The sequence below is a fragment of the Wolbachia endosymbiont (group A) of Sympetrum striolatum genome, assembly GCF_947250715.1.
Classification (GTDB): Bacteria; Pseudomonadota; Alphaproteobacteria; order Rickettsiales; family Anaplasmataceae; genus Wolbachia.
Genome location: NZ_OX366342.1, coordinates 677,250 through 696,376, shown reverse-complemented (window position 1 = coordinate 696,376; position 19,127 = coordinate 677,250). Strand labels below are relative to the sequence as shown.

The following is a 19,127-nucleotide window of genomic DNA, read 5'->3' as shown; positions in this document are numbered from 1 at the left end:
AACCGTTGATAATCGGAATATTAGTAGAGTAGAATTACTCAAAAAAGCATGCATAAATATGACGTAGTAGTAGTAGGTGGTGGTCATGCAGGGTGCGAAGCTGCTGCTGCGGCAGCTCGCCTTGGTGCAAACACGCTGCTTATAACTCATAAAATTTCAACTATAGGAGAAATGTCCTGCAATCCAGCAATTGGAGGAGTTGCAAAGGGTGTTGTAGTCAGGGAAGTTGACGCTCTTGATGGAATAATGGGAAGAGCAATCGATCAAGCAAGCATACACTCAGTCATTTTAAATAGCAGCAGAGGTGCAGCAGTATGGGGACCACGTGCACAGGCAGACCGAAAATTATATAAGCAGGCAATACAGGAAATTATTCTAAATTATAACAATTTGAAGGTAAAAGAAGAGTCAGTTGACAATTTTCTTATAGAAAGTAATGGCAATGGAGAACCGTGCATTAAAGCTGTAATGATAAGCTCAGGTGAACGTATATCAACAAGTAAAGTCGTTCTAACTACAGGGACTTTTCTGCGGGGTGTGATTCATATAGGAGAGCAAACAACTCCTTCAGGAAGAATGGGAGATAAGTCTGCAGTAGAACTTGCAAATACGTTGAAGAAGTATGATTTTAGATTAGGTAGACTGCGTACCGGAACTCCACCAAGGCTTGATCGTAATACTATAAACTGGTCAATATTGCAAGAACAAGTGGGTGATAACCCACCTGTGCCGTTTTCTTATCTCACAGAAAAAATTAACCAACCTCAGGTATCATGCTTTATTACCCATACTAATGAAAATACGCATAAAATAATTAGAGAAAATCTTCATAGGTCAGCTTCTTCGTATTTGGATGACATTGTTGCACCAAGATACTGCCCATCCATTGAAGTTAAAGTTAATAAATTTGCAGAAAAAAGTAGTCACCAAATATTTTTAGAACCAGAAGGGCTGGATGATGATACTGTATACCCAAACGGAATTTCAAATTCATTGCCTGTTGAAGTGCAAAATGAAATGATAAAGAGTATCAAAGGACTTGAAAACGCAGAAATATTGAGGTCTGGATATGCAGTTGAGTATGACTATATTGATCCACGAGAACTAAGCCATACTCTTGAAACTAAGAAAATTAAAGGTCTATATTTTGCTGGCCAAATTAATGGCACTACTGGATATGAAGAAGCAGCAGGGCAAGGAATTATCGCCGGAATTAATGCAGCACTCTCTGCATCTGAAAAAAAAGAAAGCTTTGTTCTTCACCGCACAGATTCATATATCGGTGTAATGATAGATGATTTGGTCACCAAAGGGGTGATCGAGCCTTACAGATTATTTACCTCACGTGCAGAATATAGGCTAGCTATCAGGTCAGACAATGCGGATAGAAGATTAACACAAAAAGGTTATGATATTTCCCTTGTGTCGCATGAGAGATACTCTGTTTTACAGAATAAACTTGAATCCATTAAGCAGCTTGAAGAGAAGTTAGGGAGTCTGACGATTACTCCTGAGCAGCTTAGATCTTATGGTATTAAAATATCTTATGATGGGATAAGAAAAACGGCATTAGATTTACTTAGCTATCCAAACATCGACTGGAATAAATTACAAGAAATATGGCCGGAGTTAAGCAGCGTCACGCGCTGGAATGACAAAATGGGACACACCAAAGCGGATAATAGAGCTAAGAATGAAATATGCGAAGCAGTTGAAATTGAAGCAAAATACAAACCTTATCTAATAAGACAAGAAGCAGATATGAAGTTTTTACGAGAGGAAATTAACACTCAAATTCCAATTGATTTTAACTATTCACAAGTTAAAGGCCTGTCAAGTGAAGTAATAGAAAAGTTGGAGACGATAAAACCAGCGACGATTGGCATTGCAAAGCAAATACAAGGCATCACTCCCGCAGCGATAGTGAGCATATTAGTGTACCTTAGGAATAAGAAAACGAAAGTAGCTGCTAGTTTTGCGTGAGGTATATGTCAAAAATCGAAGAATTTCGTTCTTTTATGTGTGAAACAAATGTTGACGCATTTATGTTGCATACTAAAGATGAATATTTAAATGAGTATTCAGAGGAGCTAACAAAGCTGTGTGGCTTTACAGGAACAAATGGGCTACTTATCGTTACAAAAGACAACAAGTGCCCATTTTTTACGGATGGACGCTATATCACACAAGCTCGCAATCAGCTCGATCGGGGCAATTTTCAAGTATATAATATACAAGAAGAGGATCCACGCGAATGGGTAAAAGCAAACTTAACATTGACCACCTCACTAGGTTACTATTTGCAATATTTTACCATAGAAGATATAAGAAAGTATGAGAATATCTGTAAATTAATACCCTGTTTAGCTGGAAAAAAAAGTGACTATCGAAAACAAGCAGTGGTTTTACATTCTATTAAATATGCTGGTGAAAGTAGCAAGAATAAATGTGAAAAAGTCGCTAAAAGCATAGATAAAGAAGCTGAAGCAGTGCTTTTAACTGATCCAAATTCAATTTCATGGCTATTAAATTTAAGAAATGAAAATGCCAAATATACTCCATGTATATTGGGCCGTGCTATATTGTATAAAAGCGGTAATGTTGATTTGTTTATTCAAGATAAAGAACATTCAACTATAGAAGCAAATTTAGGCAATCATATAAATATTTTTGATATTAGTGAGCTAGAAAATTCGCTGCACAGGCTAAATTCAATAGTTATAGATCCAAACACAACTCCAATGAGTATCATGGCTGTAATAAAAGATAAACAGGTAGCTGAAAGAGAAGATCCTTGTCTAATTTATAAAGCAGTAAAAAACCAAACTGAAATAGCTGGGGCTATAAATGCGCATATCAGAGATGGAGTGGCAGTTACAAACTTTCTACATTGGCTTGAAAGTAATGTTGGTACAGAACTTGAAGCTGAAGAAAAGATTTTAGAATACAGAAAAGAACAGAATTTGTTTAAGCAACCAAGTTTTCCAACAATTTCCGCATTTAATGAAAATGGTGCAATAATTCACTATCGTGCAAGCAGTAAGACGAATAAGGTAATTCAGAAAAGTGGACTATATTTGATTGACTCTGGTGGCCAATACCTTAATGGCACAACTGATGTGACAAGAACTGTAGTGGTTGGTAATCCGACTAGTGAGCAAATAACCCACTATACAATAGTATTGAAAGCTCACATTGCTGTAGCAAGTGTCATCTTTCCTTCTGGCACTACTGGTGGAGAATTGGATATATTGGCACGTACGCATTTATGGAAATTTGGAATGGAGTATATGCATGGTACAGGGCATGGAGTAGGAAGTTACCTATCAGTACATGAAGGACCACAAGCAATATCAAAGGGCAATAAAGTGAAACTCACGCCAGGAATGATACTTTCCAACGAACCTGGTTATTACATTCCGGGAGAGTATGGAATAAGAATTGAAAATCTGATGTATGTCGACAGACAAGAAAATAGCTTTTTACATTTCAAACAACTGACCTTCATTCCATATGATAGAAGGCTAATAGATGTGCAAATGCTTACTAAAGATGAAATTGAATGGATAAATAGCTATCATCAATTTGTCTATGAAAACTTAGAAAATAGCGTAAAAGATAAGGAATGGTTAAAGAAGGTATGTGACCATTTGTAAGCAAAGGAGCATTTTTTATTGTTTAAAAAGTATTAATGCAATTGTGATAGGTATTTTGTATTGTTTTTAATTTAAAAACGATATACAATAAAGAATACGTATTTTAAGGTAGACATATTATGATAGACAAAGGACAAGAAGATGAATTTATGAAGCAGTATATGGATACTTGCAAAGAGCAAATAGAAAAATTAGCCAAGGATCCTGAATTGCTTAATCAGACTTTAAAACCATTTATGCAAATGTCCCAGCAGCTTATGGCTGGCGGTATGTTAGAAGGGGCTATGCCTGGCATGGTACCTGATTTGGGTAGTATGGATGTTAACAAGATGATTGCTCAGATGAAGGAAATGATTGACTACATAAGAGGTAACTATAAGGAACTAATGAAAGAACATAGCTCGCAGATTCAAGAGCTTGATGAATCCAGTAAAAAGCTAAGAGGCTTAGTTAAAAAATTGATAGAAAAGATCGAAAGTAAATAAACAATATCTAACGCAAGTCTCTTCTGTCATTCTATGCACAGCTGCATAAGTGTCTAGTGACCTTACCCAGAAAAAGTAGAGAGAAAGTTAAGACGTTTTTGGAGTAAAATAAAACGTTTTTTCAAAATATGGCAAATAGAAGCAGCAGGATTCAAATTAGAAGCTGTTAAGCTGGTTAAAGAAACAGAAGTAAAAAAATAGCAAAAGATCTAGGCATAGATGGCAGTATGTTAAGTAAATGGGTAAGAAAATATGATGGAAAAATGTCAGAAGCATACGCATTTCCAGACAAAGGCTCCTTATGACAAAGAAAGATTTGATCTAAAAAAAGAACTAGCAAGAGTAACAAGAGAAAGAGACATTTAAAAAAAAGCCCTGACCAAACAAAAAGAGTAAAGTATTCTTTTATATAGAAATTGCTATAAAATACAGGAACTATGTAGGGTTTTAGACATATCTGCTGGTGGTTATTATAAATGGGTTGCTAAGGGAAAAAGCAGTAAGGAATTAGCAAGAGATGGGCTTCTAGCAGATATTCAAAAAAAGCATCCAAATGCAGATCCCTAAAATTCATGCTGAATTAAAAGCTTTAGGCAAAAATTAAAACAGTACAAAGTGTTATGCAGAAAAATGGTATTCGGGCTATATTGAGAAGAAAATTTAAAACTAAGAAGCAACAAACGGACAATAGAGTCGTAGCTCTCAATATATTAGACCAAAACTTTATTGTCGATCAACCAAATAAAATATGGGATTACTTATATAAAAACCAAAGAAGGATGACTATATTTGGCAGGATCTATATTCACGCATGGTAGTTAATGAGCAGTTCAATAAATAAACAATTGGTTGTTGACTCTTTATTGATGGCCGTTAATAAGCGCAAACCCGATAAAAATCTGCTGTTACATAGCGATCAAGGGTCACAGTATACCTCTCAAAATTACCAATTTCTATTGAATACAAAAAACATCATTTCCAGCATGAGCCATAAGGTATGTTGTTACGATAACTCTGTTGCAGAAAAGTTCACTCAAAAGGGAGCTGCTTATTGATACTTCTCGCTCAACAAACCAGAACTGCCATATTTGAATACATAGAAATCTTTTATAACAAACAACGTAGGCATTCTACTATTAATTATTGCATTCCTGCACAATTTGATGCATCATTCTCATGACAAAAACGTCTTAATTTTCTTTCCACTTTTTCTGGGTAAGGTCAGTCTGAAAGAACGAGAAAATTAATAGAAAGTGTTGGATGTAAAGTTTTATTTTTGCCGCCATACTCGCCTGATTTAAATCCAATTGAGAAGTTCTGGTTTGCCATCAAGCATGCCATAAAAAAAAGCGCTGCCAAGCTTTTGGCCCGATATCAATTCGGCTATTGATTTTGTTTTTCAGCACTCGGGGAAACCTTACTTAGGTTAGCTATATACAGCATATTTATAAGTATAATAAGATTATATTAAAATTTACTTACTTATTAATATGCTTGATTAGATATAAGTAAAATGTCATATGGGATGGCTTTGTTAGCTGCTTTAGGTGGTGATAAATGGATAGTCAAGCAAAATTACATTTGTAACTTTACTTGACTTGTCCGTTTTTTTATATCTTTATTACAATCATAACCTCTAGCCCTAAATTACACCTCTTGCTGTATTAGATGGACGTAGAACAGGACCCAATTTTGTGTTTAGTTGTTCTGGAAGACTTTCTAAAAGATCCATAACTAGTTTTGGCTGCTCAGGCTCAGCAGAATCAAGATTACTGCTTGGTTGTGAATCTTTCGGTTGCACGGTAGAGCAAGCTTCTTCGTATGATGGTGGTTGTTGTACTTCTGAAAGATTTGGGTACAATCTTGGCTGCTTAGGTCCATCGTATGGTGGTGCCGAAGGTTTTTTACCATAATCGCCTACTTCTGTTTCTTCTTGTTCTAATTTCTTCACATCTTCAGTATTAGTTGCTTTATCTACATATTTTGGTCCTTCTATAAAGTCTTGCATTTCTTTTGCAAAACTATGCTCTAGATAACAACTTGCTAAGTAAGCTACACCTGCTATTATAAGCGTTAATGCCATAACAATGAAAGGTGAAACTGCTATATACCTAAAAACCGTTACTTCATGCATACTCATATGAGTGGGTGGGTTAATGGCTATTATTATTGGGAGAAAGAAGAATACAGAAGTAAGCATTAATATTATAGCAGTGATACCTAAACATCCTAATGCTACTTCTTTTAATAATCCTCCGTTTTTCTTTTTATTATTAAGGCTTTGATATATTTCATGAATGTTAGTGTTGTTAGTATAGTCTTCTAGTTCTTTTGAAATCTCAGCCTTTAATTCTTTAACCTCATTTTCTAGTATAGAATAGTATTTTTGCTTCAATTGATCACTCAATACTGATTTACCGTCACTAAGAACATTTAAAATTTCTTGTTTGCATACCTCAATTTTTTTAGAAATTTTAGAATTGTTTTGTAGCTCCGCTTCTTGTATATCTTGATCCATTTTGGCCTGTAATTTTTTACTGATCTCATCAAAATCTTTAGATAAATTCCTGTGAACAAGGTATTTTAATATAATAGGTAAAGCTAGTGCATTTCCTCTATAAAGTGAAGATAAAAGCTGCAAAGCGAAAGAATTAGGTATTGCTTCTCTTGGTAGAGTTAAAGTTTCATTGTATCCATGTTCGATAACTAACTTTACTGAAGGTTCTTTGAACCTTTTTCTATCATCTATATGAAATACCCCTTTAGCAAAGAAGTTTTCTAATTTCTCAAAAGGACAACAGTTTTTCTCTAATTTTACTTTTATAATACTGCTTAACATTGCAACCTCACTAATTATTTTATGCACGCAGTTTAACACTATTTTAATTATTTGTCAAAAGAGTGTAATTATTAACTATAATATTTAATTAATAAGGCTTTGTTTTTTTTAATAAGAAGCAATCTAAGATAGACGGCTGCTATAGCTAAAGTGGCTTAGGTTTACCGATAATTTGAAAAACAACAAATTTGTCATTCCGCTACTTGTTAGCGGAATCTATCCTTGGCGGTATGACGTAGGAAAACCTTTCTTGGGTTAGGTGTGCCGTAGAGACACAAAGAATGTTCAAGTAAGAGCAAACTAAGTGCAAAAGCTACGCAATAGATGAGGGTGGGCCCCTCGGAGCCGGTTTACAAGAGCAGGCTTCAAACAACTATAAGCTGCTTTGGCAAGGTAGTGAGCGTTATGGAAAAGGCACAATTATATGTCATGTAAGGAATGGAGAGATGAACGAAAGTGAACCACTGATGAAGTGTCGAAACCTTTTAAATGACGTCGAAACCAGGGGTCTAACTTAACCTGGGATAAATCTATCGGGAGCTTGTTTACCGGATAGGTGGCGTCCGGCATAGAGGTGGCGTGAATCTATTTTGGGCTATTGCGTGGAACTGCGGGAACCTGTCGTTTCGATGATAAGGGAGAAATCCAAGGAGCTAAACTCCAAGGGTGAGAGTACCGATGCGAAAAACAGGGGCGCGTAGTAGTGAAGAAGTCTCTGTAATGGAAATGGAGCGAAGGGATTTAGTTTTAATTGTTTTGTCAACCAGAAATGGGATGAGCAATTGATTAAAACAGAGTCCTTGATTATGCTATAATTAGTAGCAAGGGCCGAATAATGGGAGCTGTGTGAGTCGAGAGGGTGCGCCGTGGTACGCATTAAGAAATACTTAGCAGAGCTAAGCGGGGTTCAGAATAAATGGCCTCGAGGTGAACAACTAACTTTAACCCGAAAGGGAAGGAGGACAAGAGCATGTATGTAAAGCGAGAGTTATCTGAAGATGTGTAAGATAACGGCTTGCAACACCTGATCAATATGGTTAAAGCTAAACTGCTTGAATTCTAATCTTCAGGGGTGGGACTTCACATCCATGGGTATCGCATTTAAAACCCCATGTCTACGGTAAGCACAGATTAAACTTTCGTTTGTGTGACATTCTGGCTGTAGAACGATAAGTAGTGAACTTATTTAAGAGGATGAATGGAAAACCTAAGTTGATCTAGAACAGTTCTTAGTGACGGAACATGGGATGACCTAAGGAACGCGAGTTCTATGGTTACGGAGTCATCGTAGTAGTCGTGAAAGTAACGAATCACCGGGGAGCGTGGGAAAGCCACATACAGGGCAAAGGGTGACAGATAATTGAATGTTGAAATTGGGAGGTACGCAAGATGCGGAAAGCTGAAACAATACTTAACATTATACGTGAACGTGGACAAAGAAATTTGCCGGTTAAAAACGTATATCGCCTACTTTATCAGCGTGATCTTTACCTTCGAGCGTATGGCAAACTTTGTCGTAATAAAGGTGCTATGACAGAAGGTGTGACAACTGAAACAGTTGATGGTATGTCTTTGGAGAAAATCGATAAAATCATAGAGGATTTACGCTATGAGCGATATCGGTGGACACCAGTAAAACGTATCTATATTTTAAAGAAGAGTGGTAAACGCAGGCCGTTAGGATTGCCAACATGGTCAAATAAGTTACTTCAAGAAGTAATCCGATTAATATTGGAAGCCTACTATGAGCCTAAATTTAGTGAATGTTCACATGGATTTCGACCAAAGCGTGGATGCCACACTGCATTAAGAGCAGTAATGCAAAAAGGCAGAGGTACAAAATGGTTTATAGAGGGAGATCTCAGTGCATGTTATGACTCAATTGATCATACTATGTTGTTGAAAATACTGAGTGAAAGCTTCCAAGATAACCGTTTTATTCAGCTAATCAATCGACTGCTAAAAGCAGGATATATGGAAAATTGGAAGTACAATAAGAGTCATAGTGGGGTACCACAAGGTTCTATTATTGGTCCAATTTTGAGTAACATATTACTCGATCGGTTAGATAAACATGTGGAACATATACTAATACCAGCAAATAACCGAGGTAAGCGAAGAAAGACAAATCCAAAATATTTAAGGTTAACCATGCAAGTATCGATGATGAGAAAACAAGGGAACTGGGATCAAGCAAAACAACTGCGTCAATTAGTGCAGGGTATGCCATCTAAGGATTCTTGTGATCTAAATTATCGACGTCTTTGGTATGTTAGGTATGCTGATGATATTCTGGTAGGGTTTGCAGGACCAAAAAATGAAGCTGAACAAATTAAAAATGAGATTGCTAAATTCCTCAATGAGGAGCTCAAACTTATGCTTAATGAAGATAAAACGCTTATTACACACGCGTGTGATAGCAAAGCCAATTTTTTAGGTTATAAAATACACGTCTTGCATGCAGATGATAAACATGATCATCGGACACAACGATGTATTAACGGTAGTATTGGGTTACGTGTACCACATCATATAAAGCAGAAAAAGTGTTCTGAATATATGCGTTGTGGAAAGCCTATACATTTACCTCAACGTACACTTGATACAGCTTACAGTATTGTTGCTCAGTATCAAACTGAATATCGAGGAATTGTACAATATTACAAAATGGCCTACAACCTTCACACACTAAGTTATTTGAAGTATGTGATGGAAGTATCATTAGTAAAGACTTTAGCATCTAAATACAAAACAACTTGCAGGAAAATTTATAGAAAATTTGGTGCAATGATTGAAAACGACGAAGGTGAAAAACGAAAAGTCATCCAAGTCAGAGTAGATCGTTTACCATCAAAGATACCATTAATTACACACTTTGGTGCTGTGTCACTAAAATGGAATAAATGGGTAAGTATAAGTGATAACCTTATACCAATATGGAATAAGCGTAGTGAAATAGAGCAAAGACTATTGGCACAAACTTGTGAATTATGTAAATCACAAGAGCAGATTGAAGTACATCACGTACGTAAACTTGCTGATTTGCTAGGTAAACGTAATACTGAGCTACCGAAATGGAAAAAGAGAATGATTGAACGACAGAGGAAGACTCTTGTTGTTTGTCATGAATGCCATAAGAAAATCCAATATGGAAAATATGATGGTGACTCCTTAAAACGTTAGATTATTGGAGAGCCACGTGATACGGAAACTATCATGCGTGGTTCGGAGAGGGGTTGTTGGAAAAGTACTTAACAAGTAACTCGCTGGCTGCCCACTCTACCTCACGTAGGGTTCTGTGAGAGGCTGGCGGGGAAGGTCCGCTGGTCTACTCTCCCTATAGAAACTCTCATCGCTGCCTTTTTGTTAACAGTGGTATTAGACTTCAAGTTACTGCAAAAAATGTTTTAAAACATAATTGACTTTATCTAGTTAATACTCCAAATTATAAAAAACAGATAGTTCTATGATGACAAGTCTATTACAAGGCAAAAAGGGGTTAATAACTGGAATAACAAATAAGAGATCGATAGCATGCGGTATAGCAAAAGCTCTCTCAGAGCACGGGGCAGAACTTGCAATCACCTACCAGAATGAAATAATAAAAGAAAAACTATCACCAATAGCAGATGAATTAAATGTGGAGCTAATATTACACTGTGACGTTTCAAATGAAAAAATCATAGATAACGCTTTTGAAATAATAGAGAAAAAATGGGGTACTCTTGACTTTTTGGTGCATGCAATAGCATTCTCCGATAAAAATGAGTTAGATGGTAAATATGTCAATACTTCACTGAATAACTTCCTCAATGCAATGCATATATCGTGCTATTCTTTCACTGCTTTAGCGCAAAGAGCTGAAAAAATGATGTCAGGTGGTGGTAGTTTACTTACTTTATCTTATTATGGCGCTGAAAAAGTTATGCCAAATTATAACGTTATGGGTTTATGTAAAGCAGCACTTGAAGCAAGTGTAAAATATATAGCATGTGATCTCGGGCCACAAAATATCAGAGTAAATGCAATTTCCGCTGGTCCAATCAGAACTTTAGCATCTTCTGGAATAAGCGATTTTCACTTCATATCAGAATGGAATAGAAATAATTCTCCGCTTAGACGCAATGTTACAATAGAGGATGTTGGCAAGGCAGCGTTATACTTATTAAGCGACTTAAGTAGTGGCACTACTGGAGAAATTTTGCACGTCGATTCAGGATATAACGTTGTGGGAATGAAGGTGGTTGACTAACAAAGCACTAGTTCCTTCGGGTTCATACACAACTCTATCAGGAGTTTTGTGACTGTGATTGCAGAAAACATCGAACATAAAATTCCTATTGATAAAGTGACAGAAAAGCCTCTAATTGCTCCGCTGCCAATAATGAACATTATTCCTGCAGCAATGAGTGTTGTGATATTTGAATCCAGTATTGTCTTTATAGCGTTTTTAAACCCTTCTTCAATAGCACGTTCCACTCTCTTGCCAGATTTGATTTCCTCGCGAATTCGCTCAAATATTAAAACATTTGCATCCACCGCCATACCGACAGTGAGTGCAATACCTGCAATTCCAGGTAAAGTTAGAGTTGCTTCAAGCAGAGTGAGAATTGATAATATAAGAATTACATTAGAAAAAAGCGCAACAGAAGCTAATATACCTAATTTGCCGTAAGTGATAATTATAAATAAAGCCACGGCTATAATAGAGATTGTTGCTGCCATTTCCCCTGCCTTTATTGATTCTTCTCCAAGGCTTGGGCCAATGTTTTTTTCTTCAATTATTTTAAGTGGTGCTGGCAGTGCTCCAGATTTTAAAAGTATTGCAAGTTCGCTTGCTTGTTTTTCAGTGAAATTACCGCTAATTTCTCCCTCTCCATTTAAAATTGGCTCACGTATTGTAGGTACTGTTAAGACTGTGTTATCCAGAACAATTGCAAAAGGTTTTCCCACATTTTCTTTAGTGATTTTCGCGAATCTTTTACTCGCTATGCTGTCAAATTTAAAATGCACTGTTGGTTTACCTAAGTGACCAAATCTAACTGATGCGTTAACCAGCGAATCGCCACCTATTTCAGTTTTGCGGAATATTGGATAAGAATTACCTAAAGAATCCTTGAGCATGACAGTAGTTTCGTGATCTATATCCTGCACCTTGGCTATGTTAGTGTTTGCCAAATGAAAAGCTAGCTTAGCAGTTTTGCCAAGCAGAGATTTTATCTGCTCGGTGTCTTCTACTCCAGGCACCTGCACTAATATTTTATTCTGCCCTTGTTTTTGAACGCTGACTTCCTTTGTGCCAAGTTTGTCCAAACGGCGCTGGACATTTTTTATTGATTCTGCAGCTACTTCACTGATCAAAGAATTTTTATAATGGGGTTTATACGAAATGAGAATTGAAGAATCTTTTCTATTTAGCTCTAAATTTGGATTTATCGCATTAATCAACACAGATGCTTTTTTATAATCATCAATATTATTTAAAGTTACAATTACTTGTTCGCTATTTTGTACGTTAGATTCAATATTTTTTGTTAGCAATGTCTCTTTTATCTCACCTGCTAGCATGCCTAGCTTTTCCTTAAAATAGAAGTCTAAGTCTATGTTTAGAAGCAAAGATGCCCCTCCTTTCAGGTCAAGGCCTAAGTTTATTCTTTTTTTCGAAATAAAAAGCTTATTATCAAAGAAATTTGGCAGTGTTATGTATAAAGCAAATAAACAGATGCATAATACTGAAAAAGATTTGACTATAAGCCTGTTGTACATAAGTTGTAGGTTTAAAATTGCAGTGTAAGTTAAAAATAGATTTTTGTAAAATTCTCTATTGCCCAAATAACCTATCCAAGTAGCTATAAAAACAAAAAAACTTCCTTGACACACTCCGCCAGCCCCCTTATCATGGTACTGAAGGTATTCAGTTATCTTCATCTGTGCAGATTAAACAGCAAGAAAACAACGTAGTTGGCGTCTTATTTTTAATTTTTTGCACTATGTGCACCTTATGTCTTCACAACATTTCTAGGTTTTTACCCACACAAGCTGAAACGCGCTTATAAGTCGTTTAAGACAGTATAGTACGCCAATTTGCAGGATTAGAGAGTGAACACTAATTACCACGGGGTTTCTTTTGCCTTTTTTTCTGCTTAGTAAATTTCTTAAACATTTTAGTTAAGGTTAGTTGCACTTAAAAGCAGCTAAATTGCAGTGTTTAAGACTTAAAAAACGCCAATACTGAAAGTAGACAATGGCTAGGGCTTCTTTTGCCTTTTTTTTCGTTTGGTAAATTTCTTAAATATTTATGGCTAAACGACAACCGTCATCCCGCTACGTGTTAGCGGCTAAGAGATACCGCGGCGGTATGACGGTGTAGATAGTAATTCGTCATCCCGCTACGTGTTAGCGGGATCTCTTGTTAGCGGCTGAGATACCGCGAATGAATCGCGGTATGACGGTTAAGTAGGGTGTCATTCCAGTCTGGGATCCAGTCTTTATTATGCAGCCACTTGGTTAAAATTAAGTTTTCTGGATCCCAGTGTCTGGGCACTGGGATGACAAGAAAGAGGCTACTTGGATGACACCCTGACAATCGTCATCCCGCTGCTTGTTAGCGGGATCTATGTGAGATACCGCGGCGGTATGACGTAGGACTGCTGTCATGCAAGTACTAGAATCCAGTAAGCTTATTTATGCATATAAAAGGTTATTATTTTGTAAAGGCAAAGTTGCTTTTGGTTTTAAGTTAAAGTACAATAAATGCAAAGGCTCATATGATGAATTAAACTCGATCCAAGTAGTCAGCTACTCGGATGACATCAGAGAGATGGTAACCGAAGTTCATGCGATACACGCTACCAAAGTGTTTAAATAATTAATTAGGTTAAGGTTTGGTATTCAAACAGTCATACATATGCTAGTCAAAATAGGTACCAGAGGAAGCAAGCTTGCAGTTGCCCAGGCTTTGGAAGCAAAACAAAAGTTGCTGGACTCTTTTCCTAACTTATCTATTGAAATTGTTAAGATAAAAACTTCTGGAGATAAGTATGCAAACGCAAATCTTGCTGAAATAGGAGGTAAAGGATTATTCATTAAAGAAATTGAGGCTGAATTGCTCGAAAATAATATAGATATGGCAGTTCATTCGCTAAAGGATGTGCCTGCGTTTTTCTCAGGGGGTTTAACAATTCCTTGTGTTTTAGAAAGGCTAAGTCCATGCGATGCGTTTATTTCTCATAAACACAATAGCCTTGAGTCTTTGCCACAGCAGGCTACTATTGCCACTTCTTCAATAAGAAGAAAAGTTCAGTTGTTAAATGTTAGACCAGATCTAAATATAATATCGCTACGTGGAAATGTAACAACTAGATTGCAAAATCAAAGTTTTGATGGAATAATTCTAGCTGAAGCAGGACTCATAAGATTAGAAAAGAATCACTTAATTACAGAGGTATTGCCACCAAAAGTTATGTTAAGTGCAGTGGGACAGGGAGCGATTTGTATTCAATGTAGAAGGAATGATGTAAAAATTATCGATCTTGTAGAGAAAATTAATAATAATATGTCTTTTATAAGAGTGAAATCAGAGCGCAGTTTTATGAAGACAGTGAATGGTTCATGTTTTACACCACTTGCAGCTTTGGCTGAATATGTGAACGAAAATATGCTACACCTTTGTTGTATGTTAGCAAGTGGAAAAAATATATACTTCACTGAGCGCACTTCATTTATAGAAGATGCGGAGAAAATGGGTATGGATGCAGGACTAGAGTTGAAATCAAAATGCTTATAAGCTTACCTAAAGTACGTGGAATCTATCGTTATGACATCTTAATGTCTAAAGCGACATGGTTAAACGTCGGTGGACGAGCTGATGTGTTATTTAAACCATGTGATATTGAAGATTTAACATACTTGATTAAAAATACTGAACTGCCAGTTAGCGTTATTGGTGCAACATCCAACATAATAGTACGAGATAGTGGCATTCGAGGAATAACAATAAAATTAGGTAAGGAGTTTGCATATATTAAAAGTAAGGGTAACAACTCCATTGTTGCAGGTGGTGCTGCGCTGCTCAGGAACCTTGCTTACTTTGCAGGAGAGCAACAAATTAGTGGACTCGAGTTTCTAGTTGGAATTCCAGGAACAGTTGGTGGCGGAATAGAAATGAATGCAGGTGCGTATGGTAGTGACATCGCAAGCGTTGTACAATCCATAAAAGCAGTGAACCTAGAGGATGGAAACCTATATGAGTTCTCCAGCAAAGAAATGGGATATTTTTATCGTGGACATAGCTTAAAAGGAAATTGGATTTTTGTTGAAGCTGAGTTTAAAGGAGTAAACTCAGAGCATGAGCTTATATTGCAAAGGTTAAAAGAAATTGTTGAGAAAAAAAATAAAAGCCAGCCAATAAGAGGAAAAACTGCTGGGTGCATATTCAAAAATCCAAAAAACTACCGAGCATGGGAGTTAATTGATAAATCTGGCTGCCTAGGGTTAAATATTGGTGGAGCTAGAATCTCTAAGAAACATTGTAACTTCTTGCTCAATTACGATAATGCAACTGCATCTGACTTGGAAAACCTTGGCAACAGAGTAAAAGATGCAGTGAAGGATAAATTTAATGTTGAACTTGAGTGGGAAATAAGGGTTTTGGGTGGCTATTAAACAGTTTTTATAGCTGCTGTATATTCTAATCTTTCCTAATGACTCAGCATGATCGTAACCTTTCACACTTAATTAAACAGACTAAATTCTGTAATTTTGGGATGTTGAAAAATTTACCTTACGTTGTTATTCCAGCGCATAACGCTGAAATCCAGATTTATAGAAACGAAAAAACTTGCTTGACAAGTTTCGCCGGCCCCCTTATTATGACAATGAAGGTATTCAGTTATCTTCATCTTTGCAGATTAAACAGCAAGAAAACAACGTAGTTGGCGTCTTATTTTTAATTTTTTGCACTATGTCCACCTTATGTCTTCACAACATTTCTAGGTTTTTACCTATATAAGCTGAAACGCGCTTATAAGTCATTTAAGACAGTATAGTACGCCAATTTGCAGGATTAGGAAGTGAACACTAATTACCACGGGGTTTCTTTTGCCTTTTTTTCCATTTGGTAAGTTTCTTAATGTTTGTAGCTAAACGACAACCGTCATCCCGCTACGTGTTAGCGGGATCTCTTGTTAGCGGCTGAGATACCGCGAATGAATCGCGGTATGACGGTTAAGTATCCCGCTACGTGTTAGCGGCTAAGAGATACCGCGGCGGTATGACGGTTCGCGGCAGCATGACGATAAGCTCGTCATCCCGCTACTTGGATGACAGCAGATCACCTCTTCACAAAAATTTTATCAGTAATACGCATATCAATAATACTCCAATCGCTGAAAGTAAAATCAGTTGTATTGTGCAAGTGGTTTAAATAGTCCCATGCACTAGAAGGGTTATCTTCAGGCAGTTTCACTGTGGAATCGTTATCAAGTATGATATTCCATCTTCTATTCCCTATATAAGCAAAAGAAGAAATGTGGTTACTTAATTGAGTTTTACTCTCTAACACATCTCTAACAAATTCTAGGTTTGATAACGAGTTTTGTCCTGTAATTACAACAAGATCATCTACTGGATAGTCATCTACGATCACTTTGCCTTCGAAATCAATTACCGAGGTTTTGTTATTATCTTTCCAGAGAGCAAACGGTTTATGCTCATCTATATTAATATGTAGGGTATTGGGCAAAATTCTGTGAACTCCTACGTATTTTATCCATCTGCTTACGGATTGTATGTTACCGGCAAGTTTTGAAAGTGATATATACAGGATAGGTTGCGTTCTATCTGTCAAACTTAGAATGTCCTTTTTGTTTGTAAATTTGTTGCCGCTCACGACTACTTCATCGATTGAAAATCCATTGCTGAGTAATAAACTGGATAGGCACTCATTACACCAAGTAAAGTAGTAATTAAATCGATTTATTATTTTATCAAGTGAACTATAAAGTACTAATGTAAAAAAAAGCGCAGTTATAATAACGAAAGCGCACTTGCGCAAAAAACTCCTTTGGCTTCTAGTAATACTGCTCAACATGACTTAAATCCCTAATATTTTTGTGCTGCAAACTATCTTCAATAATAATTTTAACTAATTCATTAAAATTGATTCCTTTTGCCAATTTTGCAATTTCTGGCACTAACGATAACTCAGTAAAGCCAGGATGTGTATTAATCTCAAGCATTTTTAAAGTGTTATTTTTGGGATTATAACGGAAATCTGAGCGGGAAATAGTTTTACAGCCTAAAAATTGATGAATTTTCAGTGCGTGTTCCAAGGTCATTTTATATATATTGTCAGGAATTTCAGCAGGAAATATATGTTCTGCAAATCCATCTGTATACTTTGCTTCATAATCATAGAATTTATTTTTTGGTCGTATTTCCATAGTGCCAATTGCTTCATCTAGCAATACAGCAGTATGTAACTCTATTCCTGGGACATATTCTTCTATGATCATCAAGTCTCTTGTCATAGAGGTAGCTGACACTGGTTCTTTTTTCTGGATTCCAGTGTCAGCTACTTGAATGACATCAAGTATGATAGCGTCATTTTTAAATTTTAAATGGTCTTCATATGAGGAAACAATATGCACTCCGATGCTAGAACCTTCGTTAATTGGTTTTAAGACGTACGGATAATCGATTTTAATATTATTTTTTAGTAGATCTTCTTGGCTAATTACATAACCTTTTGGAGTGTCGATACTAAGGGATCGAAATATATGCTTTGACATCACTTTATTCATAGCAACAGCAGAAGCCATAACTCCTGAGTGTGTATATTTTATACCTAAGATTTCCAATAAACCTTGAATGCAACCATCTTCACCATAAGGTCCATGCAGAGCAATAAAAGTAAGCCCCGGATTAATCTTTTTAAGCTTTTCAACAATGTTGCTGTCAACATCTATTTCTATTGCATTATATGAAAGGCTATCAAGTGCCTTCTTTACGGCTTTTCCGCTCATAAGCGACACTTCTCTCTCGCAAGAAAATCCACCACTTAAAATTGCTATAGTTGGAATCATGGGCATTCTATGTTTTGCTATATAGCATATAGAAGATACTTTTATCTTCAATAAAAACCTGCTTCTATAGCTAAAAATTTATCAATGAATTAATATTAACTTAGTATTAAATAATATTAAAAACTTAACATTATGATTATTTTCAGCAATAAAAACTAAAGGTTGTGAGAACCGTTCATTTTGGAATCTGTATACCTATCCTCAAAAGATTATGAACAGGTTCTCACGACTATAATTCATCTGGCGAGTGATCAGATAACATCTTGCTCCCTCTAACCCTTTTTCCTGATTAATTTTTGCTAGCGCTACTTGCTAGCCTATTAAGTGATAATCATGATTATAATCATCTAGCGGGTGATCAGTAGTTGTTATAACATCTTGTTGATCAGATTCCTTTAATTCTTTTTCCTGTTTCTCCTGATTAATTGTTGTTTTAGGTCTCTCTTCTGTATTTAACTCTCCTTGATTATCGTCTAATCCAATGTTTTTTAATTCTTCTGCTACATCTCTTATAAATTCGCCTCTTGGGAAAGAAGTGCCGTAATTTTTCTCATTATACAAATTTAGAGTAACATAAATCATTGTTGTCAAATCATTAGCTATAGACTCACTGTGATAATGGTATTCGTGATAATCCGCGGTAATAGAATCATAATCATCGTCAGACAAATTTGCTAAGTTGTTATATGTAAAGCCTTTAACAGTATGATCTGTGTTCATATCTAAATCATATCTCTCTTGGTAGGCATGAAAAATATAATTAGCGTATTTTTCAATCGTAAGGAGATCTTTCTCATCTAATTGATCGTAATGTATTTCATACTTAAATTTTGTTCCTTCAATATTGATTGTTTTTGAGTTTGGTAATACTACTTTATGCTTTGTTGGGTTTATACTCTCTTTAGCGTGATTTTCCATTTTGATGCCTCTAAATTTTATAATACTGTCATCCTACTAAAAGTTATATAATAATTCGTTAATTCTATATTTAACATAATCTTTCGTTGTTTCCAAGTAGATTATTATTAATCTAATATTAAATATTACTAAAAACCTAAATAAT

The 19,127-nt window shown here is 36.0% G+C and carries 13 protein-coding genes and 2 pseudogenes; 10 read left to right on the top strand and 5 right to left on the bottom strand.

The features are described from left to right. Positions 1 to 48: 48 nt before the first annotated feature. The 5 genes and pseudogenes from mnmG to OOK87_RS03400 form a co-directional block, all read left to right on the top strand. Positions 49 to 1,983: a tRNA uridine-5-carboxymethylaminomethyl(34) synthesis enzyme MnmG gene (gene mnmG / locus OOK87_RS03425; protein ID WP_264688060.1), complete on the top strand. Its 1,935-nt coding sequence runs from the start codon at positions 49 to 51 to the stop codon at positions 1,981 to 1,983. A gap of 5 nt (positions 1,984 to 1,988) precedes the next feature. Next, a complete protein-coding gene (locus OOK87_RS03420) occupies positions 1,989 to 3,656 on the top strand; it encodes an aminopeptidase P family protein (protein ID WP_253309136.1) in 1,668 nt (555 codons plus the stop codon). Positions 3,657 to 3,775: 119 nt separating this feature from the next. Next, positions 3,776 to 4,141, top strand: coding sequence for a hypothetical protein (locus OOK87_RS03415; RefSeq protein WP_096641498.1), 366 nt, complete (start codon positions 3,776 to 3,778; stop codon positions 4,139 to 4,141). A 126-nt stretch (positions 4,142 to 4,267) separates the two neighbouring features. After that, positions 4,268 to 5,321: pseudogene (locus tag OOK87_RS07515) on the top strand (IS3 family transposase). Positions 5,322 to 5,378: 57 nt separating this feature from the next. Beyond that, positions 5,379 to 5,531, top strand: a pseudogene (locus tag OOK87_RS03400) (transposase); the annotation flags it as partial. 252 nt (positions 5,532 to 5,783) lie between these two features. Here OOK87_RS03400 and OOK87_RS03395 read toward each other — a convergent pair. Further along, a complete protein-coding gene (locus OOK87_RS03395; protein ID WP_264688059.1) occupies positions 5,784 to 6,980 on the bottom strand; it encodes a hypothetical protein in 1,197 nt (398 codons plus the stop codon). Positions 6,981 to 8,369: 1,389 nt separating this feature from the next. Here OOK87_RS03395 and OOK87_RS03390 point away from each other — a divergent pair. Next, complete coding sequence (locus OOK87_RS03390) at positions 8,370 to 10,163, top strand: reverse transcriptase/maturase family protein (protein WP_253309139.1); 1,794 nt, start codon at positions 8,370 to 8,372, stop codon at positions 10,161 to 10,163. A 283-nt stretch (positions 10,164 to 10,446) separates the two neighbouring features. Beyond that, on the top strand, positions 10,447 to 11,232 hold the full coding sequence (locus tag OOK87_RS03385) for an enoyl-ACP reductase FabI (RefSeq protein WP_253309140.1): 786 nt from the start codon (positions 10,447 to 10,449) through the stop codon (positions 11,230 to 11,232). On the opposite strand, the gene secD is transcribed toward OOK87_RS03385, so the two are convergent. Then, positions 11,229 to 12,746 (bottom strand): protein translocase subunit SecD, encoded by a 1,518-nt coding sequence (gene secD / locus OOK87_RS03380; RefSeq protein ID WP_264688475.1) that lies wholly within the window; start codon positions 12,744 to 12,746, stop codon positions 11,229 to 11,231. The two genes, OOK87_RS03385 and secD, sit on opposite strands and share 4 nt — an antisense overlap. 889 nt (positions 12,747 to 13,635) lie before the next feature. Between secD and OOK87_RS03370 the strand changes: the two genes are divergently transcribed. The 3 genes from OOK87_RS03370 to murB are packed head-to-tail and all read left to right on the top strand — an operon-like array spanning position 13,636 to position 15,644. Then, positions 13,636 to 13,848, top strand: a complete 213-nt coding sequence (locus OOK87_RS03370; RefSeq protein ID WP_253309142.1) for a hypothetical protein — start codon at positions 13,636 to 13,638, stop codon at positions 13,846 to 13,848. 39 nt (positions 13,849 to 13,887) lie between these two features. Then, complete coding sequence (hemC, locus tag OOK87_RS03365; protein WP_264688058.1) at positions 13,888 to 14,766, top strand: hydroxymethylbilane synthase; 879 nt, start codon at positions 13,888 to 13,890, stop codon at positions 14,764 to 14,766. Continuing rightward, a complete protein-coding gene (murB, locus tag OOK87_RS03360; protein WP_253309144.1) occupies positions 14,757 to 15,644 on the top strand; it encodes a UDP-N-acetylmuramate dehydrogenase in 888 nt (295 codons plus the stop codon). Before hemC ends, murB begins: the two co-directional genes overlap by 10 nt. A 667-nt stretch (positions 15,645 to 16,311) precedes the next feature. Here murB and OOK87_RS03355 read toward each other — a convergent pair. The 3 genes from OOK87_RS03355 to OOK87_RS03345 form a co-directional block, all read right to left on the bottom strand. Continuing rightward, a complete protein-coding gene (locus OOK87_RS03355; RefSeq protein ID WP_253309145.1) occupies positions 16,312 to 17,070 on the bottom strand; it encodes a cell division protein FtsQ/DivIB in 759 nt (252 codons plus the stop codon). Next, complete coding sequence (locus OOK87_RS03350; protein ID WP_253309944.1) at positions 17,051 to 18,070, bottom strand: D-alanine--D-alanine ligase; 1,020 nt, start codon at positions 18,068 to 18,070, stop codon at positions 17,051 to 17,053. The genes OOK87_RS03355 and OOK87_RS03350 overlap by 20 nt, the downstream gene beginning before the upstream one ends. Positions 18,071 to 18,376: 306 nt before the next feature. Further along, positions 18,377 to 18,982 carry a hypothetical protein gene (locus tag OOK87_RS03345; RefSeq protein WP_253309146.1) on the bottom strand — a complete coding sequence of 202 codons (606 nt, stop codon included), beginning with the start codon at positions 18,980 to 18,982 and terminating at the stop codon, positions 18,377 to 18,379. Positions 18,983 to 19,127 lie beyond the last annotated feature (145 nt).

Excerpts from the sequence above, each read along its gene's own strand:
- mnmG (WP_264688060.1), top strand. The coding sequence starts at position 49 with ATGCATAAATATGACGTAGTAGTAGTAGGTGGTGGTCATGCAGGGTGC.
- OOK87_RS03420 (WP_253309136.1), top strand. The coding sequence starts at position 1,989 with ATGTCAAAAATCGAAGAATTTCGTTCTTTTATGTGTGAAACAAATGTT.
- OOK87_RS03415 (WP_096641498.1), top strand. The coding sequence starts at position 3,776 with ATGATAGACAAAGGACAAGAAGATGAATTTATGAAGCAGTATATGGAT.
- OOK87_RS03395 (WP_264688059.1), bottom strand. The coding sequence starts at position 6,980 with ATGTTAAGCAGTATTATAAAAGTAAAATTAGAGAAAAACTGTTGTCCT.
- OOK87_RS03390 (WP_253309139.1), top strand. The coding sequence starts at position 8,370 with ATGCGGAAAGCTGAAACAATACTTAACATTATACGTGAACGTGGACAA.
- OOK87_RS03385 (WP_253309140.1), top strand. The coding sequence starts at position 10,447 with ATGATGACAAGTCTATTACAAGGCAAAAAGGGGTTAATAACTGGAATA.
- secD (WP_264688475.1), bottom strand. The coding sequence starts at position 12,746 with ATGTACAACAGGCTTATAGTCAAATCTTTTTCAGTATTATGCATCTGT.
- OOK87_RS03370 (WP_253309142.1), top strand. The coding sequence starts at position 13,636 with ATGCAAGTACTAGAATCCAGTAAGCTTATTTATGCATATAAAAGGTTA.
- hemC (WP_264688058.1), top strand. The coding sequence starts at position 13,888 with ATGCTAGTCAAAATAGGTACCAGAGGAAGCAAGCTTGCAGTTGCCCAG.
- murB (WP_253309144.1), top strand. The coding sequence starts at position 14,757 with ATGCTTATAAGCTTACCTAAAGTACGTGGAATCTATCGTTATGACATC.
- OOK87_RS03355 (WP_253309145.1), bottom strand. The coding sequence starts at position 17,070 with ATGTTGAGCAGTATTACTAGAAGCCAAAGGAGTTTTTTGCGCAAGTGC.
- OOK87_RS03350 (WP_253309944.1), bottom strand. The coding sequence starts at position 18,070 with ATGCCCATGATTCCAACTATAGCAATTTTAAGTGGTGGATTTTCTTGC.
- OOK87_RS03345 (WP_253309146.1), bottom strand. The coding sequence starts at position 18,982 with ATGGAAAATCACGCTAAAGAGAGTATAAACCCAACAAAGCATAAAGTA.